Raw genomic sequence first — 26,239 nt, 5'->3', positions numbered from 1 at the left:
TGCCACGGGCAGACCTTATTCTGATCCGGTTGTGCCCAAAATCAAGTGTGAAATACGCTTTTGATCTGCGGAGTATTTCGTGTAAAAAAAATTCCCAGAGGTGCCATGAGCGAAGTCAAACGACGACTACAGATATTTTTTCTTATTTTCATTGGCATCACCGTGCTGGGTACCCTTGGATTCATGCATTTTGAGTCCCTTAGCTTCACCGATGCCTTTTATTTTAACATTGTAACCATGTCCACGGTGGGGTATGGAGATATCCATCCCACAGTTACAGCTTCCCGGTTGTTGTCCATTTTTTTGATTGTGTTGGGGGGCGGCAGTTTTCTGGGGGTTATTGCCAATGGAACGGAGTTGATCCTGCTCCGGCGGGAGGCCCGGAATCGCATGCGAAAAATTAACATGGTTTTGGGAATTTTTTTCAGCGAAACCGGATACCGGCTTTTGACCATTTTTTCCCGATGTGACACCGAGATGAAAACCATCCGGCAGCATCTCATGGTGAGCACCAAATGGACCGGGGAACACTTCATTGCTGCACAGAGGCAATTAAAAAGACATAAATTTAATCTTGATATCAGTGATCTTGTTGAATTCAAAGACCTGCGTGACTTTTTAACCAGCCGACGCAGAGCTTTGATCAGTCTGCTTGAAAATCCTGCCATTATTGAAGATGAGGGATTCAGCGAGGTTCTTCTGGCCGTGTTTCACCTCACAGATGAATTGGAGTGTCGGGAAAATTTTAGGGAGCTGCCCCCTTCGGATGTCCGGCATCTTGCCATGGATATGAGCCGGGCCTATCGTCTTATGCTGGAACAGTGGCTTTATTATCTCCAGCACCTCAAGGTGCATTATCCCTATATCTTTTCCCTGGCCATCCGTAAAAATCCCTTTGATCCCCATGCAAAGGCGGTGATTAATCTTTGAAAACCAGTTTTCCCCCCAGAAAACCTGCCACACCGGCGGCACCCAGCATTCCGGCGTTGATGAGAATAAAGAGCCATGCATAACAGGAGTGAAGCACCCCAGGATCTTTCATAAACCACACCAGGCTCACCAGGCATGCCAGAAAGGTGACAAATGCGGCGATGATTTTAATTTTAAAGAACATGGTCATGGCTGAATTGTATTTTTTTGTCCATTCCACAAATCCTGCGAAAATAACCAGGGGAAGCGCCACAAGCACCACCACGATGTTGTAAAAGCCTGCCGTTGCCAGGGAATCCATATTAAATATCAGTGCTGCCACAAAAAAGAGCACTGCAACGGGCAGAACCCCATTGGGGAAATGAACAGACACGGGGTGGAGGTGGTGTTTCAGCATCTGGTCCAGCATGAAATCCACCATGCGAAACAAACGAATTTTTTTGCGTCGGACCTCTTTAATTTCCATTTCCAGGGCTTTTATTTTTTCCTTGTCAGATGGGTCGGTGGATGCCTTGGGTTTCCCGGACGTTTTATTCACCTTGCCCGGAGAATTTTCTGCTTCTTCTTCTTTCAAAAGAATAAATTTTGAAGCAGGTGCCTTGCAGATGGGGCACATCTCCGGTGGTTCTTCTCCTTCGTGAATGTAACCACAAATAATACATTTCCATTTTTTCATGCCGCTTAGTCTCCTTTTCTGTTATCAATGTCAACAAAACTGCATTCATTGGGTCCGCAATAATCGCCCACATAGGTGGCTCCGGGTCTGTACAGGGCCGGTTTGGGAGCGGCTGTTGCAAATTGCTCTTCAATGACGTGGGCTGCCCAGCCACTCACCCGGGACAGGGCAAAGATGGGGGTAAAAAAATCCGTGGGAATCCCCATGGTGTAAAAAAGTGAGGCACTGTAAAAATCAACGTTCACAAAAATATCCATGTTCTTGTGGGTTTTAAACGCTTTTTTTGCTTTTATTTCAAGTTCTTTGGACAGTTCGTACCATCGGGTGTCTCCGATGATTTCCCCCAGTCGCCGGGACATGGGGGCCAGGATATCGGCCCGGGGATCGTCCACCTGGTAAACGGCGTGGCCAAGTCCCATGATTTTACCCCCTGAGGCAAGGGTATTTTCAATATAAGGATCAATGGCATCAGAGGTGCCAATGGCTTTGAGCATCTCCATCACCCTCACATTGGCCCCGCCATGGAGTTCTCCGGAAAGGGACCCCATGGCAGCAGACAGGGAAGCATACATGTGCGCCCTTGTGGAGGCCACCTGGCGGGCCGTGAAGGTGGAGGCATTAAAGGAGTGTTCTGCGTGGAGCACAAGAGCGGTGTCAAAGAAATGCATGATTTCAGGATGGGGCATTTCGCCTTTAAGCATGTATAGAAAATTGGCACCGTGGTCCAAATCATCCCGGGGAGACACCACAGCTTTTTTATTGCGGATGCGCTCCCATGCCGCAACAAGGGTGGGAAAACCGGCAATGATATTAAGTGCACTTTCCAGGGCCGCGTCAATGGTTTTTTCTTCTGCACGGGCATCGGCCCGGGCAAGAAGGGGGATGGCTGCCTGGAAAACATCCATGGGGCTGGAGGAGGGGGGCAGTGCTTTCATGAATTCAAAGACAGATTTATCAATTGGTCTTTTGCCCAGAAGATGCTGCTTGAATTGAGCCAGCGCATCCCGGGTGGGAAGGTCTTCATAAAGCAGCAGATATATGATCTCCTCAAAGGATGCCTTTTCGGCAAGGTCTGCCACAAGGTATCCGCGATAGATCAATTTTCCTTTTGCCCCGTCCACATTGCTGATTTTTGTACTGGCCACACTGGCACCCCGAAGGCCTGTGTTCATTACCGGCATGCATTCATTCATAGTTATCCTCCTGGTCTAAAATATTTTTTCCGGGGGTCTTCTTTCCGGAACATATTCCGCCGCCCTTTTTCCCTGGTGAAGGGATTCTGAAACATAAAGCCCGCAATAACAGGCTCCGTACTCTTTGACATCGGCTTCCCGATAAGCACAGGGGCAGATAATGTCTTTGTCTGCCTCTTTGTCTCCGCATGCCAAGCGGCAGGGGCATGCCATGTAGCCGTAAATTCCCTTGTTGTTTATAAGAGAATCAAGGAGTTCATATACAAGCTCACGGTCTTTATTAAAGTAGTACCCCTTGGGTTCATGAATTTTTTTCAGTTTTTCATACAGGTCTTTAATGTCCATTTTCAGAGTCCCAGCGCCTCCTTGATTTCATCTTCCTGGAATCCCACAATCACCTTTTCATTGATGACAATGGTGGGAAAAGAGCATCTTGGATTCAGTTCTTTGATATCTGCCACAATGGCCTTGCGTTCATTTCCTTTTAAGCAGTCCACATCAATAAACGTGTATTCCACACTACAGTCACTGAGAAAGCGCTTGGCAGCTTTGCAGTGGCTGCATGTGCTCAGTGAGTAGACCTTTGCGCAGTTTTCTCGATCATTTTCAACTTCAGTCATTGTTCCTCATCCTTAATTTGATATTCTTTAATCTAACTCGTCAGCCATAAGTTCTCCAGTTTGACGTCACATAAGGGAGTCGGCAATTTTTAATCTACCATTTATTCGGGGTCTCATTCATAGAAAATAACAACCATTGAGTAGTAAATGATAGATCAATAAGGTCTGAGTCCCTAATGTGTTTCTTTGAAATTGAACATATCCCATGTGGTATGAGAAATGAGATCTTCGGACCCATGGGAATCTAAATATGACAATACAAGTTTCATACCATTAGACGGGTCAAGATGTCAAAATCATTTCAACGTAGTTTTTATGGCCCACTTTTTGCTGGAACGTTCCCATAAATTGTATGGGGCCGCAGGGTAATATGTTCCATTTTACCCCCGGGGAAGTCACTTGGAATTGAATATGAGTCTTGAAAAAAATATATATTTATGACACCATTTGCAACCAGAATATTATCAAGGGCACTCAGGGTTTCATTCCATCTCAAACCCGATCCAAGGCATTATAAACTGTATCAATTCGGGCAGGGAAGGCTTCAGATCAGAATTGACATACATTGATTATTCTCACCTTAACCGATAATTTCGCAAGGGGAAACAATGACAATAGATATTACAGTGAAGATTGGCGGAGAAGCGGGGCAGGGCATTCAAACAATCGGGACACTTTTGTCCCAAGTGTGCCATGGTGCCGGTCTTTTCATATTCTCCGTGGATGATTTTGAATCCAGAATCAGGGGGGGCCACAGTTTTAATCTGCTTAGAATCAGCGATGAACCGGTGAAAGCCCCGGGTAACGGACTGGATATTCTGGTGGCCCTGGATCAGCGTACGCTTTCTTTGAACCGTGATAACCTTGCACAAGATGCCATGGTGATTCTTAATTCTGACACAGATGTGGGTTTTAAAGAAAATATTTTGTCCATTCCCCTGAAAGGATTGGCCAAAGAAGCCGGTGGAGCCATTACAGCCAACACCGTTGCCGCCGGTGCTATTTTATCCATACTGGGTGCCCCATATAAAATACTTGAAAATCTCCTGAAAAATCGCTTTGCCGCCAAGGGAGAAAAAATCATTAATTTAAATACCACTGCAGCAAAAAAGGGGTATGGGGCTGCCGGTGAGATTCGATTTTCAAAAAAGTTTTCCTGGACGCCCCAGGATACCGGTGCCGTTATTATTAACGGGTCCCGGGCCATTGCCATGGGTGCCCTGGCATCTGATTGCCGCTTTTTCTCCTTTTATCCCATGAGTCCTGCCACGGGAATCATGACAAGCGTGGTACCGTTTATGGACAAATTACCCATAGTGATGGAGCAGGCAGAGGATGAGATTGCCGCTGTTAATATGGCCATAGGCGCTTCCTTTGCCGGTGTTCGTTCCCTGACCGCCACTTCCGGAGGGGGCTTTTGTCTCATGACCGAAGGATTGGGGCTGGCTGCCATATCGGAAACGCCCCTGGTCATTGTCAATGCCCAGCGCCCCGGGCCGGCCACAGGACTTCCCACCCGCACGGCCCAGGCAGATTTGTTATTTGTTCTCAACGCATCCCAGGACAGTTTTCCCCGGTTTGTGTTTGCTCCGGGAAGTCCCATGGAAGCCTTTGAATTAACAAAGAAAGCCTTTGCCCTGTCAGAAAAATACCAGGTGCCTGCCATTGTTTTAACGGACCAGTTTTTGAATAATTCCCAGGTGACCCAGGAGAATACTTTTGTTGTTGATGAAAATCTTCCCACCTTTATCTGCCATGACGATGATATGACAGATCCCGGGCAATACATGCGGTATTGCTTCACACAGGACGGCATCTCCCCCAGGGCAATTCCCGGCAGGGGGAAAGCCATTGTCCGGGCCACGGGCAATGAGCACAACGAAGCCGGTCAGATCAGTGAAGATGCTGAAAACAAAATAGCAATGAGTAAAAAAAGGAATGGAAAATGCAAGGCCATGATCCAGGAGATGGACCTGCCCCGGGTCCTCCATGGAGACAGCAATACCCTTTTGGTGGGCTGGGGCTCTTCCCGGGAGATCATCATTGAAGCGTGCACGGCACTAAGACAAAAGGGAAAAGACGTGGGTGCGGTGTTAATAAAAGAGATCTGGCCCCTGGACCGTGACCGGTGGCGGGATATATTGAAAGACAGGACATTTATCATGGTGGAACAGAATTCAAATTGCCAGATGGGGCAGATTATTTCCCGGGAAACGGGTCTTTTTTATCATGGTGCTGTTTTAAAAGACGACGGACGGCCCCTTTATCCGGAATATATCATTGAAAAAACCACACAGATAATGGAGTAAAATATGGTCCAACCCAACGATTACAATAATGATTTCGAAAACAAGTGGTGTCCGGGGTGTGGCAATTTTTTAATTTTGAATGCCATGAAACAGGCCTTTGCTGCCCAGAATATTCCCCCGGAAAAAATGATGTTTATTTCCGGCATCGGGCAGGCAGGCAAGACCCCCCATTTCATCCAGGGCAATATTTTCCATACCCTCCATGGCCGAGCTCTTCCTGTGGCCACCGGCGCAAAGACGGCCAATCATGATTTGAATATTGTGGTGAATTCCGGGGACGGAGACTGTTATGGTGAAGGGGGAAACCATTTTTTGGCGGCCATTCGACGAAATGTGGATATCACTCTGCTGGTTCATAATAATCAGGTGTATGGGTTAACCAAAGGTCAGGCATCTCCCACCACTGCCCTTGGAACGGTGACCCGGCTTCAGAACCAGGGCACCACCTCCCAGTCCTTTAACCCCATGTCTGTGGCCCTTGCAGCCGGCATCGGTTTTTTGGCCCGGGGATTTTCCGGAAAGACTGAGCAGCTCACCGACTTGATCCGGCGGGCCATGGCATATCCCGGTTTTGCCCTTATTGATATTTTGCAGCCCTGTGTCTCTTTTAATAAAATAAATACCCAGAAATGGTACATGGATCGGGTGTATGACATTGAAGAGACCGGCCATGACAGTGCAGACTTTGCCAAGGCCATGGCCCTTGCCATGAAATGGGGGGATAAAATTCCCACTGGGGTGTTGTATGAGCAGGAAACCGTGCCTTTTCATCAAAGGATCAAGGCCCTTGGGAAAAAGACTTTGATTTCCCACGCATTTGATGCCCGGAAGGTTTCCCGGGCCATTTTATAACCGGTGAACACAAAAAATATTGAAAAGGGTACTATGCCGCCCCCCCGAGGGGCAATGGGCCCGGCCGGAACTGTATCATATAAAAAAAGGAGTTCAAATATGGCAAAATGGTATTGTACGATGTGTCACACGGAAGTTGAGCAGGACACTGCACCGGATCACTGTACCACCTGCATGGCAGCGGGAAAGTTGATCCTGGATCTTGAGGCGGGAATTCCTGCCACCCCTGAAGATGTAAGAGATCAAGCCAGAAAGCGTCTTAAAGGATTGTGTGCGGCCTATCCTGCCTGTGACGGTAATTTTGACAAGGTTTGCCAGAAAGAAGCCTATGGCAAACCCATTGGATTTGGTGGGGCAGGCCAGGGCTCTTCCTTTCGGAATAATGCCCAGGCCCTTATGAATCTGCGTCTTAAAATGAGGGTGGTGGGGGAGCATGCGGAACCCGACGCATCCATTGATTTTTTGGGTATGAATCTGGAGTTTCCTGTGATGGGTGCTTCCACCGCAGGCATAGAAAAATACAATGATGCCATGCCGGAAAAGGATTTTTGCCGGGCCATTGTCAATGGATGTCGGGAAGCAGGTACCATCGGCTGGCGGGGAGATACCTGGTTTTATACGCCGGAAAACAATCCTGCCCTGCAGGTGCTTAAAGAGGAAAAAGGCCAGGGCATTCCCATTTTTAAGCCCAGGGCACAGGATGTGTTAAAGAAACTGATTCACATGGCCGAAGATGCCGGATGCCCTGCTGTGGGTCTCGATCTGGACGGCTGTGGTTCCACCATCATGGCCCGGAATAATCAGCCGGTGTTCAGAAAAAGCGTAAAAGATATCAAGGAGCTGGTGGAATTCACCTCTTTACCTTTTATCACCAAGGGCATCATGGCTTTGGAAGATGCCGAAGCCTGTGCCGAAGCAGGGGCAAAGGTGGTGGGAGTGTCCAACCATGGGGGAAGGGTACTGGATGCAACCCCCGGCACCGCCGAGGTGTTACCGGAAATTGCCCATCGCCTTAAGGGCAAGGTGTTTATCACGGTGGACGGTGGGATAAGGACCGGATATGATGTTCTTAAAATGATTGCACTTGGTGCCGATGCCGTGCTGTTGGGCCGGGACATCATCCGGGCCGCTGTGGGAGGAGGAACCCTGGGGGTACGACTGCACATGGAGCATGTTAAAAAAATATTTAAAAAAGCCATGTTCATGACCGGCCAGAACCGTGTGGCCGATATTGATCGAAATATTCTTTGTTAAAAACTTAAATTGTTTTAGTTTCTAATTGGGTCCATGTTATCTGTCTCAATACATGCAATGGATTGGAATGTTTAATCTTAAACAGCTTCTGAGCTTTATATATGTGTGGGAACAGGCATCATGGGCCATTATAATGATACGGCAGTAATACTGCTCTGGAGACGGTTTGATGTCACTGATTTTTCTTTATCTTGCCCTGGGGGCCCTTGCCGGAGTTCTGGCCGGTCTTCTGGGTATTGGGGGCGGACTTGTCATTGTTCCCATGCTCACCTTTGCGTTCACAGGCCAGGGCTTTGCCCATGACCATATTCTTCACCTGGCCTTGGGTACATCCCTGGCCAGTATTTTGTTTACCTCCCTGTCAAGTGTGCGTTCCCACCATCAAAGGGGAGGGGTTGCCTGGCCGGTGGTCCTTAAAATAACCCCGGGCATTCTGGTGGGTACCTTTGTGGGGGCATGGGTCGCTTCCCAGCTCAGTACCAATTTTTTAAAGGGATTTTTTGCGGTTTTCCTTTTTTATGTGGGCACCCAGATGCTTCTTGGCATCAAGCCCAAGCCCAACCGGGAAATTCCCGGTGCCCCGGGTATGTTTGGTGCCGGTGGGGTTATTGGCATTTTTTCCAGTCTGGTGGGTATTGGCGGTGGAACCTTGTCCGTTCCTTTTCTGGTGTGGCATAATACAGCCATGCGTAACGCCATTGGCACCTCTGCCGCCATTGGATTTCCCATTGCCGTGGCAGGCACCATGGGATACCTGCTCAATGGATGGGGAATGTCGGATTTGCCCCCTTACAGTTTGGGATACATTCAAGGCACGGCTCTTGCAGGGATTGTGTCAGCCAGTGTTTGCACTGCCCCGTTGGGGGCAAAGCTTGCCCACACCCTTCCCGTGGATAAGCTTAAAAGAATTTTTGCATTGCTGCTATATGTAGTGGCAGTTCGCATGATCTGGTCTGCTTTTTAAAAATTTTAATATTTACCAGAAAAAGGAGAGTAACATGGCTGAAGTTTTAATTGTTTACGCAACCCGTTCCAGAGAGACCCTTAAAATTGCTGAGCTCATTGCCGAAGGCATTCGTATTTCCGGGCATGGCGCCACCTTGAAAAATGCCAATGAAGTCAAATCAGAAGAGGCCTTGAAAGGTTTTGACGGATATCTCTTTGGTTCTGCCACCTACCATGGAGAGATGATCTCTTCCATGAAACAGGTGCTGTTCCTTGCCGAACGGGCAGAATTAAAAGGCCTTCCCGGCGGTTCCTTTGGGGCCTTTGGATGGAGTGGGGAAGCCCCCCAGCGAATATTTGATACCATGGTGAACATTTACGGCATGAACATGGTGGGTTCCCCCTTGACACTCAAGGCCAGCTGGCTTGACGGTGGTGTGGTCATGGCCCAGGATTACGGAAAAGATCTTGCCAAGTTGCTGGGATAAAAGTGGATTTTCAACTTTTAAAAAAATGGAATTTTGCTTTTTCCAGGTTTCGCCGGGACATTGATATTCCCGGCAGCCCGGAACGGTGTGAAGAAAGAACTGTGCTGGAAGATCAGCGACAACAACTGTTTGTGCTGGAAAAATTCACCCTGGATCAGCTTCCCCGAAAGCGTAAAATAGCCTTTGTATGTCATCATCTTAAAGCCCGGGGGCTTTTGTGGGTGCATCCCCCTTTAAAAAATATTGAAAACACCTTTGTAACCTCTTTTCAGGGGGCGGGATGGCAGCTGACGCCTTTTATCGAGGGAGTGCCCCTGCATCGACCGGAATATGCCTTTGAGGCATGGCGGGGAAGGGTGATGGCCCGGGTGCTGCTTGAATTCAAACAAAAGGCGGGCACCCCCCCCGGTGGGGAACCGGAGAAGGTGTTTTCCATCACAGATTATATGATGATGCTTTGCCGGACCCTGAAGGAGCGTGAACCGGAAATATTAAAACGTCTGGGCCCCATTATCGCCCATCTTGAACAAAATTTTTTCCCAGTGCATGACAAGATCCCTTCGGGGTTCAGCCATGGTGATTTTCACCCCCTCAATGTCATCTGGGCCGGAGATGACATTAATGGGGTTATTGACTGGGAATTCATGGGCTGGAAGCCGGAAATTTATGACCTTGCCAACCTGCTGGGGTGCCTTGGCATGGAGGACCCCCCGGCGTTGGTGGGGGAGCTGGTGCGCTCCCTTTTCCATGGTTTGGCGGCTGGGAAGTTCTTTTGTCCCCTGGGATGGCAAGCTTTGCTGGATTTTGTCATTGCCCTGAGATTTGCCTGGCTTTCTGAATGGCTGAGGAAAAAAGACCATGAAATGATTGAGATGGAGCTTGTGTATCTCGCCTTACTTGTGGAAAATCATGATGATATCACCGCCAGCTGGAATGCAATGCGTTAATCACTCTTTTGAGAATGTAATATCCCCGTAAAATGTGGTGGCTTCTTCGCCGGTATTGTCAGTGTCGGTCATGATGGCCACCCCGGAAATCATGGGAGGTTCCTGGCCAAACAGTTTTCGATAATCCTCCCGGATATTCCGTCGCTCTTTAACCCAGGTATTTAAATTGTTACTGCCGCTTTCCACCACCACCATCATCACCCTGGCGGTGTAGGCATTGGGAAGGGTTGTCCCCTGGGGGGCCTTTCCATCCCAGATGTAATTGATGGCGCCCATGGGGGGATATTCTCCATAAATTAGTTTTGCCGCATTGTATTTGGCCTTTTCAAAAAATCCCAGCCTGGCACCGTCATAGGCAAAGGTAATATAAATCCGTGCGGGATAATCATCCCCTGATTTAAGGGTGACATCTCCTTTTTTCAGCATGTTACGGGTCTTCCATCGCCAGGAAACAACAGGGTACTGCATGGGGTCAATGGAGATGCGACGCATGAGCCCCGAGGATGAACTGTTGCTGTGGGCTTTTATGACCATGGTACCGTCATCCCTGATTAAAACATAGCTGGTGTGATTTGTTATTTTTTTGAACTCCATGGGTTCCCAGCCCCGGGGCAGGATCTCTTCCGGGGACGCAGCAGAAAAATGGCCCACCATTATCATTGATTCGGTACTGTTGGCCCCTGGTGCTCCTGTCCATGCCATCAATCCGGATAAAAACAGCCATCCTATTATTTTTTTTACATACATGGGCTATCCTCCCTTTTGTATTGTTTTTCTGTCTCAGTTTCTGAAACACAAATGTCTCTTTTGATGTGATGCATCATTGTTGCGCAACTCCCCTGCCAAGCTACAACGCAATTGTTTGATTTTCTTCTGTGCCATGGGCTGCCCAGGGAGACAGGAGGTTTGTTCATAAAAAAATAATAGACTCCGGCATGGAACTTGATAGAATCTTTTTTGTAAGAAAGAGTGGATAAATTTAACACGCTTTCATGCTTTGTCTGGGCAGGACGAGATCAGAATAAGGTCTGCCCTGGCGGTTATAGGTATAGGAGCCGTTCCCATTGGTAAATATTCGGCACAGGATAAAACTTAAAACTTTACCTCGTGGTTTACAAGGAGAAAAAACAAGTATAATATTCTATTTTAGTTTTTTTGAATTATAAATTCATCTTGTTGTGATTTTTATCAACATTGAAGAAAAGACCCCCCCTTAGGAGAACAATAATGAGTAAATATGAATGTCCCTGCGACTATGTATACGATCCTGCTGAAGGTGATTATGAAAACGGTATTGAAGCAGGAACGGCCTTTGAAGACCTTCCTGACAGCTGGGTGTGTCCCCTGTGCGGTGCGGAAAAAGAGTTTTTTGAGAAACTTGATTAAGGAGATATCAACATGTTTAAGCCTGTTGAAATAGCACCGGGTATATATTCTGTGGGGTGCCGGGACTGGGATATCAGAGATTTCCATGGGTATTCCACCTATGAAGGTACCTCTTACAATGCATTTTTGATTTTAGATGAAAAAAATGTTCTTATTGACACGGTTAAAAAGGAGTTTGCCCAGGAGCTTCTGGATAACATAAGCAAAATCATTGATCCTTCTGACATTGATGTTGTCATTAGTAACCATACAGAAATGGATCACTCAGGCGCCCTCACAGCTGTCATGGAACGCATTGGCAAAGAGAAAACTGTTTTGTGTTCCAAAATGGGGCTTAAAAATTTAAACAGCCATTTTCCCGGTAAGTTGAACCTTCGGGCCGTTGACAACGGGGAAGAGCTGAATTTGGGAAAGCGAACTCTGGCCTTCATGGAAACCAAGATGCTCCATTGGCCGGACAGCATGTTCACCTATGTAAAAGAGGATAAAATCCTTTTTTCCAGTGATGCCTTTGGCCAGCACTATGCTGGAGATTGTGCCTTTGATGATGAAATTGGTGATAAAGTCATGGACCATGCGGCAAAATATTACGCCAATATTTTGCTCAATTATTCTTCAAGGGTTCAGACGCTCTTGAAATCTGTACAGGAATCGGGACTTGAGATTGGGATGATCTGTCCCGACCATGGGGTGATCTGGCGGGATAATCCCGGCGCTATTATCGCCAGGTACGATGAGTGGAGTAAACAGGACGGTGTGAAAAAAGCCGTTATTATCTTTGATACCATGTGGAAAAGCACGGCCACCATGGCAAGGGAAGTTGCAAAGGGCATTGAATCCCGGGATGTGCATGTGCGCTTGATGAATACAAGAAAATGCCACAGAAGCGACATCATGACCGAAGTGCTGGATGCCAAGGCCCTTGTGGTGGGATCTCCCACCTTGAACAACGGTATATTTCCCGTGGTGGCGGATGTGTTGACCTATATCAAGGGCCTGAAGCCCCAGAATCGCATGGCCGCAGCCTTTGGTTCCTATGGCTGGAGTGGGGAATCTGTTAAGATTCTCAACCGTGAATTTGAGGCCATGAAGATGGATGTGATACATGAGGGATTAAAAATTCAATATGTGCCGGATGAGGCAGATCTTGAAAAATGCTTTGTAATGGGGCAGGCCATTGCAGATAAAATTCTTGATGCCTGTTAATGTGACATTTTGATGAAAGTTGTGAGCGCTTACAAACCGGTGCTTCACACGAATATTTCATATAACCGCCACGGGCGGACCGTATTCTGATTCGGCTCCGCCCACAACAAAGTTTGAAATACCCCCCCGGTTTGCGGAGTATTTCATATAACATACATGGCTGTAACCACCAGCCACAACGAAAAATGAAACTCTCATAATTCCAGAGCTTTGGACGGAGTTTCATATAAAAAAAAAGGAGAAAATAAATGGGATATGATTTCAGTGCCGATGAAATCTTTGAAATGGCAAAGCAGATTGAGGTAAACGGCGCCGCTTTTTACAGAAAAGCGGCGGCAAAGGTAAGTGGAGAAGCGGAACAGGCATTTCTTAACACCCTTGCCGACATGGAAGATCAGCATGAAAAAACCTTTGCCGACATGCAGGCGGATCTGAAAAAAGAAGAAGGTGATCTTGTTTTTGATCCCCAGGGCGAGGCTGTTTTGTATCTCAAATCCATGGCTGACACAAAAATCTTCTTTAAAAAAGAGGAACCGGGAAATGAGATGAAAGAGATTCTTTCCGCTGCCATCAAAGCAGAGCAGGACTCCATTGTGTTTTATCTTGGCATGAAAGAACTGGTTGCCGGTGCTGCCGGTAAACAGCGTGTGGAAGATATTATCAAAGAAGAGATGTCCCACATACGGCTTTTGGCCGGTAAGTTTTCAGAAGCCAAATAATCCATTGCACCTTTGACAAAACCAGGAGACAAGATCATGGCCCAAAATGCATTATTTGTATTTAATGGTGATCCCATGTGCTTTGTCCATGTGCTTTTAAATGCATTGGATATGCACGAAAAAGGGGATGAGGTAAAGGTGATCCTTGAAGGGGCATCTGTTAAACTGCTGCCGGAACTTGTTAAGTCCGGCAACCCTTTAAACAGCCTGTGGAAAAAATGCCGGGCCGTGGGTGTCATTGACGGGGTCTGTAAAGCATGTGCACAGAAGCTGGGAACTCTGGATGCCGCAAAGGAGCAGGAACTGCCGCTTTTGGCTGATCTTTCCGGCCATGCGGGTATGTCCGGGTATCAGAAACTGGGTTATGTTATTATTACGTTTTAACCCATGGCTTTAAAGTTCTCATTTGCCATACCGCATGGGATGTTTTTAATGTCAAAAAACACATGGTGTGTTGATAAATTGGAGAACTGGCGGCTTAAGATTCTTGGGCTTGGTCATAACATGGGCCATTTTGTAGTAAAATTTTAGAGGTGAAAATTAATAGCTGTAATTACAGGACTTTGAAGTCAATAAAATTTTATTTCACGTATAGTGGCCCAGCTTATGATCAACCCCGGATTCTTGATGATCAGTTTTTTTGTCAGGCCGGATGATATCCGGCCTTTCAGTCAATAAAACTGATCATCAGGAAATTGTAAATATTTGGCTTGCCTGTGTAAATGTTTGGACAGTGCCCCATATTCGCCTGTTAGGGGCTGCGTAGCATACTATGGCAAAGCAAATTGAATATTTACAGAAAATTGGCAGTTTAATCAATCAAAGGCCATGTCTGTGGTCCAGTTCTCCCATACTTTACCCACCAGATCAATGCCGGGATTCAGTACATGTTTACCCGGTTTCCAACCCGAGGGCGTTGCTTCAGCACCCTTAGAGGCCCGGACCAGCTGAAATGCCTGGATCTGTCGAAGGGTTTCACTGACATTTCGACCCACAGGCGGTGTGAGCACCTCAAAGCCCTGGACAATGCCGTCGGGGTCAATGAGAAAACGTCCCCGGTTTTCAACACCGGCATCGGGATCATACACGCCATAAAGGGTACCTATTTTGCCACCGGCATCGGAAAGCATGGGAAAGGGAACCCCATCTTTTACCATTTTTGATAATTCATGATCATTCCACATTTTATGGACAAACATGCTGTCAATGCTCATGGACAGCACTTCCACGCCCAGTTTCTGGAATTCAGGGTATTTTTCAGCAACTGCTGAAATTTCAGTGGCTCATACAAAGGTAAAATCACCGGGATAGAAGCAGAGAACCACCCATTTGCCCAGGTGTTCTGACAGTGTCACATTGACAAAGTTGTTATTATGATAACCTGCCGCGGTGAAGTCAGGGGCTTTCTTACCGACTTGTATCATTTTTTTCTCCTTGATCATGGGATTATCAAGTTCTTTTATGGGCTCAACAGCCTGGACATCTTCCACAGGACCGCTTGCGGGACGTTCACATCCGGCGTTCAACTCTTCTGACATGTTTTAACCTCCTGATGGAAATTTTGATTAAGAGCCTGTTTAAAAAATATTCCATTGTTATGCAATGAGAATTTGAGGCAAGTTAGAGTGTGTCCATGATTAAAAAAAGAATGGATTCACCCTTGGTAAACATTTTATAAACAGGCTCTAAGGCCACAAACAGCTGTGTAGGATCAGGCTTTCCAGAATCCATGGAGATTGCAGAATTCCCGGGCTGTCACATTTTCAGCGTCTGTGAGAAACGTCGCCTCCGGGGTGTCTCCGGGATTGAGAAATTTTCGGTAAACCACTCCTTCGGCATTGAGTTCAATCCACTCAATGTAGTGCTTTTCTTCCATGGGATGGGCAACACTTCCCACCTTTACAAGATATCCGCCTTGGATTTTTTCAATGACAGGAACATGTTTTTCCAGGGCTGCGTCCACGGTGTTTTCAGTCATTAATGTCATGGGTTGATTGCAGCAGCTCAGCGGGGGTTTTGATCCATGCAGGACTTCCACAATATTGCCACATTTTTCACATTTATAAATACCCAGTTTTTCTGCCATGATACCTCCTTTAATTGGTTGATTGTTTTTTTGGGGACCCCTTAGTAATTTTCACCCAGAATCTCGAAATGTGCCTTGGCATGGGCACATGCCGGGCAGACGTCCGGTGCTTCGTCCCCTTCATGGATGTAGCCGCAGTTACGGCAACGCCATGTAACGCTTGTTTCTCTTTTAAAGACCTTGTTATTTTCAATGTTGGCCTTTAAATCAAGAAATCTTTTTTCATGTTGTTTTTCTGCAACGGCAATGGCCATGAATACATCGGCAATGGCGTCAAATCCTTCTTTTTTTGCGGTTTCTGCAAACTCAGGATACATGGTGGTGTGTTCATAGTTCTCACCGGCTGCAGATGCCTCAAGGTTTTCCACGGTGGCCTTGAGGGCTCCGGCTGGAAATGCTGCGGTGATTTCAATTTCTTCCCCGCTTTTCAAAAATTTAAACAGGCGTTTGGCGTGCTCTTTTTCCTGGTTCGCGGTCTCTTCAAAGATATGGGCCATCTGCACAAACCCTTCTTTTTTGGCAAGGCTTGCAAAATAGTTGTACCGATTCCTTGCCTGGGATTCCCCTGCAAAGGCTTTAAGCAGATTCTTTTCTGTTTCTGTGCCCTTTAATTCTACCATGATCTATTGATCTCCTTTTATCTGTTTCAGTATTTTGTTAAATGAAGTGGTATCTCCGAGCATGATACACCCAATAATGGTGCCGTCGTCGTTTTTGACAATTTTTTCATAGGTTGTATCTGTGGCCACAATATCTGAATGCATTTTTCCTTCCACATCAATATTGCCGGCCGATGCAAGGGCAATACCTGCCACTTTTAAAACATTGGAGGGGGGAATGTTCTTAAAGGTTGCCTGCCCCCCGGCCATATTTATGCCTGCCACCCGGCCCTGCTCAACGGCTTCCGGCCATATGCAGAAATTGATGTCGTCAAACTGAGCCACATCACCGGCGGCATATACCCCGGTAAGGGATGTTTCCATTTGTTCATTTACCACGATGCCACGGTCTGTCTCTATTCCGGAATCTGCCACCAGGGACATTTCCGAGCGAACCCCTGCAGAAAAGAGAACCGCGTGTGCCTTGAGTGTTTCACCTGATTTAAGCGTCACCCCTTCCACACGGTCTTTTCCGCAGATTTCCCGGGTGATTTCACCCAGCCTGAAGGCAAATCCCATGTTTTCCAGAAGGACTTGCAATCTTTTTGCCCCTTCATTGTCCAGTTGCCGTGGAAGAAGTCGGTCAAAAAATTCCACCACAGTCACCCGTTTGCCTTTGCTGACCATGGCTGCCGCAGCTTCAAGACCCAGTAGACCACCGCCGATGAGCACCATTTCTTTTTCGTTGGTGTCAATGGCTGCCAGGGCCCTGGCATCGGCTGCGGTTCTAAGGGTAAATACGCCTTTTTTATCACTTCCTTTGACAGGGGGGATAAAGGAATTGCTCCCCGTTGCCAGGAGCAGAGTGTCATAGGAAAAAGTTGTCCCCTCTTGTGACACAGCTGTTTTGTTTTTATAATTAATTTGTGACACAATTGTCTCAGTTATGAGATTTATGTTCCGTTGTTCATGCCATGGGAGGTCTTTGATGATTAAGGCCTGTTCCTGGATCTTTCCACTTAAAAATTCTGGAATCCGTATACGGCTGTACAGGGGAAGAGACTCTTTGGTGATCATGGTAATTTCGGCATGGGGATCATGTTTACGGATCTGTTCCGCCGCCGTTGTTCCGGCTGCGCCATTGCCGATGATAAGATGTGATGTCATGGAGCCTCCTTAAAGGTTAGAATTTTTAGTGTGACATGACTTTCAAAATAAGCAAGTATCCTGCCAGACAATATCTAAGATATATAATGTCTCAATTTATTTTGATGTGGGGTGCCTGATTTGTATGTGAGCTTGAAATTTTTTATTTTAATTGCTTTTGTTAAATATTCAGGAGCTCCCCGGAAAGTTGAGATACAGATTATAACCTTTTGAGGATTAAAAGGACAAGGAAAAAAGGAAAATTTACCGCTTGTTCTGTCAGCTCAAAATGTGATACCTATTTTGAATAATTCCAAATCTCTTCCCGGAATACCGGATGTTGTGGGTTCGCCTTGAAAAAGGAATAATTTAAGGAACATTTAATGATGCTGACAGAACAAGAAAGAATTGATTTAATGACGGAGTTAAGCATAGAACTCGGTCAGGTGCAGGACCTTGATATTCTCATGGAGCATATCCTGACCAAGGCCCGCATGGTGGCCAATGCCGATGCCGGTTCCATCTATATCAGGGAAAAAAACTGTCTTCGCATCACTTTCACCCAGAACGATACCCTACAGGGACGGCTGAAGTCAGGCGAAAAATTAATTTACTCATCTTTTTACATCAAAATTAATAAAGAGAGTATTGCTGGCTATGTTGCGGTTACTGGGGAATTGATGAACATAAAAGATGTATATCACATAGATCCATCTAAATCCTATCATTTTAACGAACATGTTGATCATAAAGCCGATTATCAAACAAAATCCATGCTCACCATTCCCCTGAAGCAGTTCAATGGCGAGGTTTTGGGGATTCTTCAAATTATCAATGCCCGGGATGCTCAGGGGCATGATACGGTCTTTTCCCGGGAAGATGAAAAAATAATGTGTCATTTTGCAGCCACGGCATCCATGGCATTGGAGCGGGCAAAGATAACCCGGACAATTTTATTGCGCATGGTCCACATGGCTGAGCTTCGGGATCCCAGGGAAACCGGTGCCCATGTCAATCGGGTGGCAGCCTATGCCACTGAAATTTATGAAGGGTGGGCCCTTCGGCGAAAGCTTGACAGGAAGAAAATCGATCAGATCAGGGATCGACTGCGCATTGCGGCCATGCTCCATGATGTGGGGAAGGTTGGAATTTCCGACCTTATTTTGAAAAAACCGGGAAAACTTACCCCTGAAGAATATGAAATAATGAAGGCACACACCAGTATTGGGAAACGTCTGTTTATAAACAAAGCATCGGATTACGATGATGATGCCATGGAGGTGGCGTTAAGCCATCATGAACGATGGGATGGTACAGGGTATCCAGGTTATGTGGATGACACCCACGCCCCCATTCCCGGCAAGGTGGATGCCAATGGAAAACCATTGATCAAAAAGGGCAAAGACATTCCTTTGTTTGGCCGTATCGTTGCAGTTGCTGATGTTTACGATGCCCTGTGCTCCCGGAGGGTGTATAAAGAGGCATGGGATGACGGACGGGTGAACACCGTCATGCGGAAAAATGCGGGAAGTCATTTTGATCCAGAGCTGGTTGATATTTTTTTTGAACGTATGAATATTATTCATTTCATTCGGGACCGGTATAGAGACGTCTGATCACCTCTTTAAATATAACTGCCTGTGGCAGTTTTATATGAAATACTCCATGTACCGATGGGGTCAGGCTTTTGTTATTGATGTTATCGACCAAGGCCTTTGCTAACGAAAAAAGCCTCGATAATGTCAATAACGAAAGCCTGACCCCACCACGAAATGCGAACACCGAAAGTTGAGTTTACCATTTACAAAACTCAGACCGCTATATTTTATGGGTGGCATATTGGATACACGGTAAATTAAAAACTGCTGCCTCCCTAATATCCTCTTTAACTATAACTGCCCGTGGCGGTTATATGAAAAATAAGGGAGAATTCCATGAAAACACAAGAATACATTGATATTGAAGACAAATTCGGTGCCCGAAACTATAAACCCCTGGATGTTGTATTGTGCCGGGGAGAAGGCATCTGGGTATGGGACGTTGAGGGGAATAAATACCTGGATTGCCTGTCTGCCTATTCAGCAGTGAACCAGGGCCATGCCCACCCCAAAATCAAACAGGCCATGCTGGACCAGGCAGAGCAACTGACCTTAACCTCCCGGGCCTTTAGGAATGATCAACTTCCCTTTTTGTACCGGGAGTTGTGTCACCTGACCCGGTCCCACAAGGTGCTGCCCATGAATTCCGGTGCAGAGGCTGTGGAAACCGCCATTAAAAGTGTGCGCAAATGGGGATATGAATCCAAGGGGGTGAAGGCAGATCAGGCAGAAATCATTGTATGTAATGATAATTTTCATGGCAGAACCCTTGCCATCATTGGATTCAGTACCGATGACAATGCCCGGAAAAATTTTGGTCCCTTTGCCCCGGGATTTAAAATTATTCCCTTTGGGGATGCAAAGGCCCTGGAAGATGCCATCACCCCCAACACTGTGGCTTTCATGGTGGAACCCATACAGGGAGAGGCCGGGGTTATCATTCCTCCAGATGGGTATTTAAAGCAGGTTCGTGATATTTGTACCCGGAACAATGTAATTCTTATTCTGGATGAAATCCAGACAGGTCTTGGAAGAACCGGAAAGATGCTGGCAGAAGAGCACGAAGGCATTGAGGCCGACCTCACCCTTATTGGAAAGGCCCTTTCCGGTGGTTTTTATCCGGTGTCTGCGGTGCTTTCCAACGAGGCGGTGTTGGGCCTTCTTCAACCGGGGCAGCACGGCAGCACCTTTGGGGGGAATCCCCTTGCCTGTGCCGTGGCTCGGCAGGCCCTCAAGGTGTTGGTGGAGGAAAATATGGTTGAAAATGCCGCCGAAACGGGGGCCTATTTTCTTGGGCAGTTAAAGCAGATTAAATCCCCTGCCATAAAAGAGGTAAGAGGTCGGGGATTGATGATTGCCATTGAGCTTGTTGAAGGTACCCCGGGGGGAGCCAGAGCCATTTGTGAAAAATTAATGACCATGGGTATTTTGTGTAAGGAAACCCATACTTATACCATCCGGTTTGCCCCCCCACTGGTCATCACAAAAAAAGACATAGACTGGGCCATGGACAAGATAAAAACAGCTTTTTCTGTATAACCGCCACGGGCGGACCGTATTTTGATCCCGCTCCGCCCACAACAAAGATAGAAATTTTCCACATATTTGCGGAGTATTTCATATAAAACTGCTACGGGCAGACCGTATTTTGATCCGGTCTTGCCCACAACGAAGTTTGGAATACGCCTCTGACCTGAGGAGTATTTCGTATAAACGGGTACCTCCTGACGAACACAACGAATAATGAGAAAATTGTCACTGTTGGAGCCCAGAGCCCAGAACTCAATACCCAGTACCCAGAACCAGTACCTGCTTTTTAATATTTCAACTTTCGGTGTTCGCATTTCGTGGTGGGGTCAGGCTTTCGTTATTGACATTATCGAGGCTTTTTTCGTTGGCAAAGGCTTTGGTCGATAACATCAATAACAAAAGCCTGATCCCGTCGGCACACTGACCCCATGGGTACATTTAAAAATGCCGGCTTTGAAATGAAGCCCGAAAGTTGAGTTAATATAAAAACCCATTCGGCCTGCTGAGTATAAAAATACCATATTTGCGTTTTAGGATGTGATTATGAAAATAGAAAAGTACATAAAAAAAATTAGAATTTCATTTGTGGCGGTCTTTCTTTCTTTTGTTTTTCATTTCATTTTTTTTCTGCCCCATGCCGAAGCCGGAAATGAAAGAACCGTGGCCCTTGTCATGAAAGCGCTTTCCAATCCCTTTTTTTCAAAAATGGAAGAAGGCGCAAAAAAATATGCCATGGAAGAAGATATTCCCTTGGAAGTTTTTGGCGTTGAGCGTGAAACCGATGTTGAAAGGCAGATTGGTATTTGTGATAATCTTATCTCAAGGGGATACGGGGCCATTGTAATCGCACCGGCTGACTCAAAAAAATTGGTTCCCATTTGCAAAAAAGCCATGGAAAAGAATATTATAGTCATTAATATTGATAACCCTCTGCATAAGAAGACCATGAAGCAAATGGGAATTTCCATTCCCTTTGTGGGATCTGATAATTACACCGGGGCTGGCATGGTTGGAACGTATATCAAGAAAAAGCTGGACGGACAGGGGGATCTCATCGTGATTGAAGGGATTCGGGGTGTTGAAAATGCAGAGTTGCGCAAAAACGGCTTTATAGAAACCGTCACACGGGACAGTAAGATCCGGATTGTGGGCTCTGAGAGCGCAAACTGGCACACAGATGAAGCTTTATTTGTTACGACTGGTTTACTCAAAAAACATAAAAATATTAACGCTATTTTTTGTGCCAACGATCAAATGGCACTTGGTGCTTTACAGGCCATAGACATCATGGGGCTTACTGGAACCACTCTTTTGGCAGGATATGATAATATTGAATTGGCACGGGATCACATGCACAATGGGCGCATTCACGCCACAATAGAGCAACATCCGGAACAAATGGGGGAATATGGTGTGCAATTGGCGTGGCAAGCCTTAAATGATCAAAAAATTTCTTTTTACAAATCAACGAGTCTTGATTTAATAACCCATGAATCCTTTAACAAAACCATTGGTTTGTCTGTTTCCACTTTACAAACCTCTTTTTTTTTAACCCTGCTGAAGGGAGCACAGGAAGCCGCAGATTTATATGGATTAACGCTTATTGTTAAAGATGCCCAGAACAGTGATTCTCAGCAACTATCTGATATCGTTGACTTGTTGGAACAGGATGTTGATATCCTGATGGTTAACCCCACCAATACGGAATCGGTAATGCCGGGCATAGGAATGGCAAACAAAAAAGCTGTCCCCATTATTTCAGTTGATAGAAAAACGTCTGGGGGGAAGATTCTTTGCCACATTGAATCTGATAATGTGGAAGGGGGCAGGATGGCTGCCGAGATCTTAGCCCGGTATTTTAAAGAGGGTGCCAGGGTTATCGAGATTGAAGGCATCCCAGGCACGTCTGCCTGTTATGAAAGGGGGGTCGGATTCAATAAAGAACTTCAGAAATACCCCCAAATCAAGGTTGTCGCCCGCGATGTTGCTAATTTTGATCGGAAAGAAGCCCGGGAAGTGATGCTGCGCATTCTACAGGGCGGTGAGGGGTTTGATGCGGTTTTTGCCCATAACGACGACATGATCCTGGGTGTCATTGATGCGCTTAAAAAATTTAATTATGGCCATTCCCCGCTTCTCATCGGTTTTGATGCCCTGCCTGAGGCAAAAAAGGCAATTCATCAAGATGAGCTTAACGCCACAATTGCCCAGCAACCTGAGCTCATGGGTAAATTATCCATTGAAACCGCAGTTCGATATTTTCGGGGGGAAAAAGTAAAACCAAAGCTCTTTGTTGATCTCTCCGTGATTTCCAAATAGGAGTTTGGGTTTGTTTCATACGGTTAACAGTAAGTTTTACGCCATCGCTGGGGTTCTGGTTTTTTTGTTCGTCCTGGAATACGGTATATTGGCCGTTTTCTTACGTGTGCAAAACCACCACACAATGCAGGTTGAGGAGGCGGTTGTCTTTGAAAGGGACATCCGGACACTTCATGATCTGTTTTACGAGATGCGTTTTTGGGAAAAATCTGTTCTGTTGCGCCGACAACCTAATGCCGATAAAAAATTTGGAATCATTATAGAGCAGTTTAGAAAACGCATATTAAAAATATCCAATATGCAACCCCAAGCCTCTATAAATGAAAAAATAAACCTGATTTTACAAAGCCTTGCCAGATATGAAGAAGCGTTCAATCAAAATGTCCAGTATAAGACCGATCAAAGATTGAACAGGACAAGGATCGATACGGCCTACCAATCCTTGACGTCCAATGTTTTAAGAAGCAATCAGACATCTCTTTTGAAACCTTTGTTTAATTTAACTCATTTTTTAACAACTTACCGGATTGATACAAGGAAATCCGAATACCAGGCCCTTCTGCTGGTTGTGGATTATATTGAGAGTAAACTTTTGCAGGCCCGGCTCATTGATCCTCGTATGCAGGGATATATTTATAATTTCAAGGGGTTGTTGGTTAAAGATTTTGAGTTGGAAGAAAAAATGAACTCAATTGACCAAGGTTTTGATGTGATCACTGTGCATCTGATGGACCTTATGGAAAATATTTCCAGGGAAGCCCAAGATATACTGAAATTAAAACTGTTGGAAACCGGTAAAAGCAGGGAAAAATTGAATAAAATTTTTCTTGTTTCAAGTACCCTCAGTATTGCCGTTTTTTTGTTTATTCTTTTGATAATAGCAAGGGAAATTATTTATCCCATAAGATCCATGGCCAATGTGATGAAGGAAGTTGAAAATAAAAATATTTTATCTCGATTTGAATACCATGGAAATAAAAAGGATGAGATTGTACAATTGGGTTTGGCTTTCAATGAGATGCTGGATACCATTCAAACAAACAATGAGGCGCTGCTGAGCTATCAAAATGCACTTGAAAAAAAGGTTTTTCAACTTGCTGCCAGTGAAAAAGAATTAAAGGGTCACCGGGAACACCTGGAACGCATAGTGCAACATCGTACATCGGATCTAACCGTTGCCAATACCCTGCTGACAAAATCTTTAAAAGAAAAGGACAGTTTGCTGAAAGAGATCCATCATCGTGTGAAAAATAACCTTCAAATTATTTCAAGCTTGTTAAAATTTCAGGCAAATCAGACCAGGGATGAACAATCAGCGGCATTGTTTAAAGACAGTCAGGATAGGATAACCTCCATGGCCCTTATTCATCAGCAGCTTTATGAATCTAAGGATCTGTCCAGTATTGATTTTGGACTGTATATCAAAAATTTGCTAAACTGTTTGATGCGTTCTTACAAACAAAAATCCAGGACAATACGGGCAGAGATTGATATTGACAATATTACCCTGGGCATTGACGTGGCAATACCTTGCGGATTAATTGTTAATGAACTGGTAACCAATGCTTTGAAATATGCGTTTCCTGCTGATGAAGGGGGCCTTATTTTTATAACTGCCCAATGGGCTGACAAAGATTCAATAGAATTGTTAATAGGTGATAATGGTATTGGTATGCCGGAAAATTTTGACATTAGAACTGCTGAAACATTTGGATTGCAATTGATCACCGGACTTGTGGAACATCAGCTTACCGGAAAAATTGAATTCACCCGGAACATAGGCACCCAAATTCGAATCATATTTAAAAATTTCAGCGGAAAGGCCAGGATATAGAATATGGAAACTGCAAGCGTTCTTATTGTTGAGGATGAATTTATTATTGCCAAAGATATCCAGGCAAGTCTGGAGAATATGGGGTATCTTGTCTGTGCCATTGTGTCATCCGGTGAGGCTGCCATTAAAAAACTTGAACAGGAAAATCCGGATTTAGTGTTGATGGATATCATTTTAAAGGGAAAAATGGATGGGATTGAAGCTGCCATGCAAATACGTTCTTTATTCAACATCCCCATTGTGTATCTTACTGCATATGCTGATGAAGACACCCTTGAAAGAGCTAAGATAACAGAACCTTATGGCTATGTGATTAAACCGTTTAATGATCGAGAGTTAAGAATAGCCATTGAGATGGCCACCTATAAGCATAAAATGGAGACAAAGCAGGAACAGTTGGTGGCTGACCTGCAAAAGGCCTTGGCTGAAGTAAAAACATTGCACGGTCTTTTGCCCGTATGTACTTCCTGTAAAAAAATCAGGGATGACAATGGGTACTGGAATCAGATAGAATCCTACATTCAAGAACATTCAACCGCACAAATCAGCCATAGTCTTTGCCCCGAATGCTCTGATAAGCTTTATGGCGATGAAGATTGGTATATTGCAATGAAAGATAAGGATATAGAATAACCGCCGGGGACGGACTTACGGGGCTATTGATTGCCGGTCAAGCTTTGGATTTCAGTTCAGATGAACGGGGCGAACTTTTACCGCTGGTGGACCCAAGATAGATGGAAGACAATGAAAGGGCCACGCCGCACCACGCCATGGGTGAGGTTTCCCGGTGGAAAAAAAGGACGTCCCAGACAAAGGCAAGGGAGGGCTGGAGCAGCAGAATGAGCCCGGCAACAGCAGCTGGAATCCGGGGCAAAGATCGGGTGATGAACAGCCAGCCCACGGTTTGACTCATGAGTCCCAGACCCATCAATGCAAGTGCGCTTTTAATATCTGGAACGGCAAAGGTATCATGGGTACGAACCATTTCCAGGGCAAGAAAGGCTGCCGTGGCAAAAGAGATCACCATGAGATTAAGAGCAGCCGAAGGTCTGGAGTTGTGGGATTGGAGTTTACGCAGCACGATTAAAAAGCCTGTGTAAAAAACTGCGGTGAGAAAGCCATACCATATTCCCATGTGGTAATCCGGGGAAAGCATCTCCCACGGTATGCCAATGATCATGAAAAGGCCTGCCACTGCCAGGGGCACAGATAAGATAAACCGTATATTCAATGCTTCCCCATAAAGAAGCAACCCTGCCAGCGGAACCATAAATACCTGAAAATTACTCAAAATGGTGGCCAGCCCAGGCCCCACATACTGAATGCTCAAGTGCCAGACATATAAATCCAGGGCAAAAAAAATCCCCGCCAGCATGGACAAACCTGAAAATAGATCCTTTTTTGCCATGCGTTGTTTCCGCATCAGCATAAAGCACGTCAGAAATATTCCACCCAGAAAAACCCGGTAAAAAGCAGAGGCTGTGGGGGTAACATGGGCAAGCTTGACCCACACGGCAGAAAAGCTGATCATGGTGGCCCCCAGGGTGGTTCTGAGCATGGCCTGATCCGGGGTTAACAGTTGATTATGGGGCATGGATATCT

Annotated in this window: 26 protein-coding genes; 16 read left to right on the top strand and 10 right to left on the bottom strand. The window is 45.8% G+C overall.

The genetic code is table 11. The features are described from left to right. The first annotated feature begins 105 nt into the window (after positions 1 to 105). Positions 106 to 930, top strand: a complete 825-nt coding sequence (locus tag B9A32_RS15000; protein ID WP_084070282.1) for a potassium channel family protein — start codon at positions 106 to 108, stop codon at positions 928 to 930. On the opposite strand, the gene B9A32_RS14995 is transcribed toward B9A32_RS15000, so the two are convergent. From B9A32_RS14995 to B9A32_RS14980, 4 genes are read right to left on the bottom strand one after another with little or no spacing between them, the layout of a single operon-like run. Then, positions 920 to 1,606, bottom strand: coding sequence for a rubredoxin-like domain-containing protein (locus B9A32_RS14995; RefSeq protein WP_084070280.1), 687 nt, complete (start codon positions 1,604 to 1,606; stop codon positions 920 to 922). The two genes, B9A32_RS15000 and B9A32_RS14995, sit on opposite strands and share 11 nt — an antisense overlap. A gap of 5 nt (positions 1,607 to 1,611) precedes the next feature. Continuing rightward, entirely contained in the window at positions 1,612 to 2,799 is a 1,188-nt protein-coding gene (locus B9A32_RS14990; protein WP_212637959.1) for a citrate/2-methylcitrate synthase, read from the bottom strand. 15 nt (positions 2,800 to 2,814) lie between these two features. Then, positions 2,815 to 3,144, bottom strand: coding sequence for a ferredoxin-thioredoxin reductase catalytic domain-containing protein (locus B9A32_RS14985; RefSeq protein ID WP_084070277.1), 330 nt, complete (start codon positions 3,142 to 3,144; stop codon positions 2,815 to 2,817). A 2-nt stretch (positions 3,145 to 3,146) separates the two neighbouring features. Continuing rightward, on the bottom strand, positions 3,147 to 3,419 hold the full coding sequence (locus tag B9A32_RS14980; RefSeq protein ID WP_084070274.1) for a glutaredoxin family protein: 273 nt from the start codon (positions 3,417 to 3,419) through the stop codon (positions 3,147 to 3,149). A 608-nt stretch (positions 3,420 to 4,027) separates the two neighbouring features. On the opposite strand from B9A32_RS14980, the gene B9A32_RS14970 reads away from it, so the two are divergent. The 6 genes from B9A32_RS14970 to B9A32_RS14945 all read left to right on the top strand — a co-directional run bounded on the left by B9A32_RS14970 (position 4,028) and on the right by B9A32_RS14945 (position 10,214). Beyond that, positions 4,028 to 5,728, top strand: coding sequence for a 2-oxoacid:acceptor oxidoreductase subunit alpha (locus B9A32_RS14970; RefSeq protein ID WP_084070268.1), 1,701 nt, complete (start codon positions 4,028 to 4,030; stop codon positions 5,726 to 5,728). Between the two features lie 3 nt (positions 5,729 to 5,731). Then, positions 5,732 to 6,580, top strand: coding sequence for a thiamine pyrophosphate-dependent enzyme (locus B9A32_RS14965; protein ID WP_084070265.1), 849 nt, complete (start codon positions 5,732 to 5,734; stop codon positions 6,578 to 6,580). 99 nt (positions 6,581 to 6,679) lie between these two features. Continuing rightward, the gene (locus tag B9A32_RS14960; protein ID WP_084070262.1) at positions 6,680 to 7,834 is read left to right on the top strand and encodes an alpha-hydroxy-acid oxidizing protein; all 1,155 of its coding nucleotides are present in this window, start codon (positions 6,680 to 6,682) and stop codon (positions 7,832 to 7,834) included. A gap of 169 nt (positions 7,835 to 8,003) precedes the next feature. Then, complete coding sequence (locus B9A32_RS14955) at positions 8,004 to 8,798, top strand: sulfite exporter TauE/SafE family protein (RefSeq protein ID WP_084070259.1); 795 nt, start codon at positions 8,004 to 8,006, stop codon at positions 8,796 to 8,798. A 34-nt stretch (positions 8,799 to 8,832) separates the two neighbouring features. Continuing rightward, positions 8,833 to 9,267 carry an NADPH-dependent FMN reductase family protein gene (locus B9A32_RS14950; protein ID WP_084070256.1) on the top strand — a complete coding sequence of 145 codons (435 nt, stop codon included), beginning with the start codon at positions 8,833 to 8,835 and terminating at the stop codon, positions 9,265 to 9,267. A gap of 2 nt (positions 9,268 to 9,269) precedes the next feature. After that, a complete protein-coding gene (locus B9A32_RS14945; RefSeq protein ID WP_170923854.1) occupies positions 9,270 to 10,214 on the top strand; it encodes a phosphotransferase enzyme family protein in 945 nt (314 codons plus the stop codon). Here B9A32_RS14945 and B9A32_RS14940 read toward each other — a convergent pair whose 3' ends face one another. After that, positions 10,215 to 10,961: a DUF3047 domain-containing protein gene (locus B9A32_RS14940; protein ID WP_084070253.1), complete on the bottom strand. Its 747-nt coding sequence runs from the start codon at positions 10,959 to 10,961 to the stop codon at positions 10,215 to 10,217. Between the two features lie 480 nt (positions 10,962 to 11,441). Between B9A32_RS14940 and B9A32_RS14935 the strand changes: the two genes are divergently transcribed. From B9A32_RS14935 to B9A32_RS14920, 4 genes are all read left to right on the top strand, one after another. After that, positions 11,442 to 11,600, top strand: coding sequence for a rubredoxin (locus B9A32_RS14935; protein WP_084070252.1), 159 nt, complete (start codon positions 11,442 to 11,444; stop codon positions 11,598 to 11,600). 12 nt (positions 11,601 to 11,612) lie between these two features. After that, a complete protein-coding gene (locus B9A32_RS14930) occupies positions 11,613 to 12,806 on the top strand; it encodes an FprA family A-type flavoprotein (protein WP_084070251.1) in 1,194 nt (397 codons plus the stop codon). 248 nt (positions 12,807 to 13,054) lie between these two features. Continuing rightward, entirely contained in the window at positions 13,055 to 13,525 is a 471-nt protein-coding gene (locus tag B9A32_RS14925) for a ferritin-like domain-containing protein (protein WP_084070250.1), read from the top strand. Between the two features lie 36 nt (positions 13,526 to 13,561). After that, positions 13,562 to 13,909: a DsrE family protein gene (locus tag B9A32_RS14920; protein WP_084070249.1), complete on the top strand. Its 348-nt coding sequence runs from the start codon at positions 13,562 to 13,564 to the stop codon at positions 13,907 to 13,909. A 431-nt stretch (positions 13,910 to 14,340) separates the two neighbouring features. On the opposite strand, the gene prxU is transcribed toward B9A32_RS14920, so the two are convergent. The 4 genes from prxU to B9A32_RS14895 form a co-directional block, all read right to left on the bottom strand. Next, on the bottom strand, positions 14,341 to 15,063 hold the full coding sequence (gene prxU, locus B9A32_RS22170; protein WP_232367181.1) for a thioredoxin-dependent peroxiredoxin: 723 nt from the start codon (positions 15,061 to 15,063) through the stop codon (positions 14,341 to 14,343). 173 nt (positions 15,064 to 15,236) lie between these two features. Beyond that, positions 15,237 to 15,611, bottom strand: a complete 375-nt coding sequence (locus tag B9A32_RS14905; protein ID WP_084070246.1) for a desulfoferrodoxin — start codon at positions 15,609 to 15,611, stop codon at positions 15,237 to 15,239. Positions 15,612 to 15,652: 41 nt separating this feature from the next. After that, positions 15,653 to 16,231: a rubrerythrin gene (gene rbr / locus B9A32_RS14900; protein ID WP_084070245.1), complete on the bottom strand. Its 579-nt coding sequence runs from the start codon at positions 16,229 to 16,231 to the stop codon at positions 15,653 to 15,655. Positions 16,232 to 16,234: 3 nt separating this feature from the next. Further along, the gene (locus tag B9A32_RS14895; protein WP_084070244.1) at positions 16,235 to 17,377 is read right to left on the bottom strand and encodes an NAD(P)/FAD-dependent oxidoreductase; all 1,143 of its coding nucleotides are present in this window, start codon (positions 17,375 to 17,377) and stop codon (positions 16,235 to 16,237) included. Between the two features lie 362 nt (positions 17,378 to 17,739). Between B9A32_RS14895 and B9A32_RS14890 the strand changes: the two genes are divergently transcribed. The 5 genes from B9A32_RS14890 to B9A32_RS14870 all read left to right on the top strand — a co-directional run bounded on the left by B9A32_RS14890 (position 17,740) and on the right by B9A32_RS14870 (position 25,270). Beyond that, positions 17,740 to 18,972 carry a GAF and HD-GYP domain-containing protein gene (locus tag B9A32_RS14890; protein ID WP_232367180.1) on the top strand — a complete coding sequence of 411 codons (1,233 nt, stop codon included), beginning with the start codon at positions 17,740 to 17,742 and terminating at the stop codon, positions 18,970 to 18,972. Positions 18,973 to 19,290: 318 nt separating this feature from the next. After that, complete coding sequence (gene rocD, locus B9A32_RS14885) at positions 19,291 to 20,493, top strand: ornithine--oxo-acid transaminase (protein WP_084070243.1); 1,203 nt, start codon at positions 19,291 to 19,293, stop codon at positions 20,491 to 20,493. 534 nt (positions 20,494 to 21,027) lie between these two features. Then, positions 21,028 to 22,803 carry a substrate-binding domain-containing protein gene (locus tag B9A32_RS14880; protein ID WP_084070242.1) on the top strand — a complete coding sequence of 592 codons (1,776 nt, stop codon included), beginning with the start codon at positions 21,028 to 21,030 and terminating at the stop codon, positions 22,801 to 22,803. Positions 22,804 to 22,927: 124 nt separating this feature from the next. Then, positions 22,928 to 24,637, top strand: a complete 1,710-nt coding sequence (locus tag B9A32_RS14875; protein WP_139795846.1) for a histidine kinase dimerization/phosphoacceptor domain -containing protein — start codon at positions 22,928 to 22,930, stop codon at positions 24,635 to 24,637. Positions 24,638 to 24,640: 3 nt separating this feature from the next. Then, complete coding sequence (locus tag B9A32_RS14870) at positions 24,641 to 25,270, top strand: response regulator (protein WP_084070240.1); 630 nt, start codon at positions 24,641 to 24,643, stop codon at positions 25,268 to 25,270. 37 nt (positions 25,271 to 25,307) lie between these two features. Here the strand turns inward: B9A32_RS14870 and B9A32_RS14865 are convergent, their stop codons facing one another. Then, positions 25,308 to 26,231 carry a DMT family transporter gene (locus B9A32_RS14865; RefSeq protein WP_084070239.1) on the bottom strand — a complete coding sequence of 308 codons (924 nt, stop codon included), beginning with the start codon at positions 26,229 to 26,231 and terminating at the stop codon, positions 25,308 to 25,310. Positions 26,232 to 26,239: the final 8 nt, after the last annotated feature.

Origin of the sequence: Desulfocicer vacuolatum DSM 3385 (assembly GCF_900176365.1) — a bacterium.
Lineage (GTDB): Bacteria > Desulfobacterota > Desulfobacteria > Desulfobacterales > Desulfobacteraceae > Desulfocicer > Desulfocicer vacuolatum.
The sequence above is the reverse complement of the archived record's forward strand: the minus strand, read 5'-3'. Positions and strand labels throughout refer to the sequence as shown.

What these genes read in the sequence shown, in the direction of transcription:
- B9A32_RS15000 (WP_084070282.1), top strand. Translation starts at nt 106, where the DNA reads ATGAGCGAAGTCAAACGACGACTACAGATATTTTTTCTTATTTTCATT.
- B9A32_RS14995 (WP_084070280.1), bottom strand. Translation starts at nt 1,606, where the DNA reads ATGAAAAAATGGAAATGTATTATTTGTGGTTACATTCACGAAGGAGAA.
- B9A32_RS14990 (WP_212637959.1), bottom strand. Translation starts at nt 2,799, where the DNA reads ATGAATGAATGCATGCCGGTAATGAACACAGGCCTTCGGGGTGCCAGT.
- B9A32_RS14985 (WP_084070277.1), bottom strand. Translation starts at nt 3,144, where the DNA reads ATGGACATTAAAGACCTGTATGAAAAACTGAAAAAAATTCATGAACCC.
- B9A32_RS14980 (WP_084070274.1), bottom strand. Translation starts at nt 3,419, where the DNA reads ATGACTGAAGTTGAAAATGATCGAGAAAACTGCGCAAAGGTCTACTCA.
- B9A32_RS14970 (WP_084070268.1), top strand. Translation starts at nt 4,028, where the DNA reads ATGACAATAGATATTACAGTGAAGATTGGCGGAGAAGCGGGGCAGGGC.
- B9A32_RS14965 (WP_084070265.1), top strand. Translation starts at nt 5,732, where the DNA reads ATGGTCCAACCCAACGATTACAATAATGATTTCGAAAACAAGTGGTGT.
- B9A32_RS14960 (WP_084070262.1), top strand. Translation starts at nt 6,680, where the DNA reads ATGGCAAAATGGTATTGTACGATGTGTCACACGGAAGTTGAGCAGGAC.
- B9A32_RS14955 (WP_084070259.1), top strand. Translation starts at nt 8,004, where the DNA reads ATGTCACTGATTTTTCTTTATCTTGCCCTGGGGGCCCTTGCCGGAGTT.
- B9A32_RS14950 (WP_084070256.1), top strand. Translation starts at nt 8,833, where the DNA reads ATGGCTGAAGTTTTAATTGTTTACGCAACCCGTTCCAGAGAGACCCTT.
- B9A32_RS14940 (WP_084070253.1), bottom strand. Translation starts at nt 10,961, where the DNA reads ATGTATGTAAAAAAAATAATAGGATGGCTGTTTTTATCCGGATTGATG.
- B9A32_RS14935 (WP_084070252.1), top strand. Translation starts at nt 11,442, where the DNA reads ATGAGTAAATATGAATGTCCCTGCGACTATGTATACGATCCTGCTGAA.
- B9A32_RS14930 (WP_084070251.1), top strand. Translation starts at nt 11,613, where the DNA reads ATGTTTAAGCCTGTTGAAATAGCACCGGGTATATATTCTGTGGGGTGC.
- B9A32_RS14925 (WP_084070250.1), top strand. Translation starts at nt 13,055, where the DNA reads ATGGGATATGATTTCAGTGCCGATGAAATCTTTGAAATGGCAAAGCAG.
- B9A32_RS14920 (WP_084070249.1), top strand. Translation starts at nt 13,562, where the DNA reads ATGGCCCAAAATGCATTATTTGTATTTAATGGTGATCCCATGTGCTTT.
- B9A32_RS14905 (WP_084070246.1), bottom strand. Translation starts at nt 15,611, where the DNA reads ATGGCAGAAAAACTGGGTATTTATAAATGTGAAAAATGTGGCAATATT.
- rbr (WP_084070245.1), bottom strand. Translation starts at nt 16,231, where the DNA reads ATGGTAGAATTAAAGGGCACAGAAACAGAAAAGAATCTGCTTAAAGCC.
- B9A32_RS14895 (WP_084070244.1), bottom strand. Translation starts at nt 17,377, where the DNA reads ATGACATCACATCTTATCATCGGCAATGGCGCAGCCGGAACAACGGCG.
- B9A32_RS14890 (WP_232367180.1), top strand. Translation starts at nt 17,740, where the DNA reads ATGATGCTGACAGAACAAGAAAGAATTGATTTAATGACGGAGTTAAGC.
- rocD (WP_084070243.1), top strand. Translation starts at nt 19,291, where the DNA reads ATGAAAACACAAGAATACATTGATATTGAAGACAAATTCGGTGCCCGA.
- B9A32_RS14880 (WP_084070242.1), top strand. Translation starts at nt 21,028, where the DNA reads ATGAAAATAGAAAAGTACATAAAAAAAATTAGAATTTCATTTGTGGCG.
- B9A32_RS14875 (WP_139795846.1), top strand. Translation starts at nt 22,928, where the DNA reads ATGCAGGTTGAGGAGGCGGTTGTCTTTGAAAGGGACATCCGGACACTT.
- B9A32_RS14870 (WP_084070240.1), top strand. Translation starts at nt 24,641, where the DNA reads ATGGAAACTGCAAGCGTTCTTATTGTTGAGGATGAATTTATTATTGCC.
- B9A32_RS14865 (WP_084070239.1), bottom strand. Translation starts at nt 26,231, where the DNA reads ATGCCCCATAATCAACTGTTAACCCCGGATCAGGCCATGCTCAGAACC.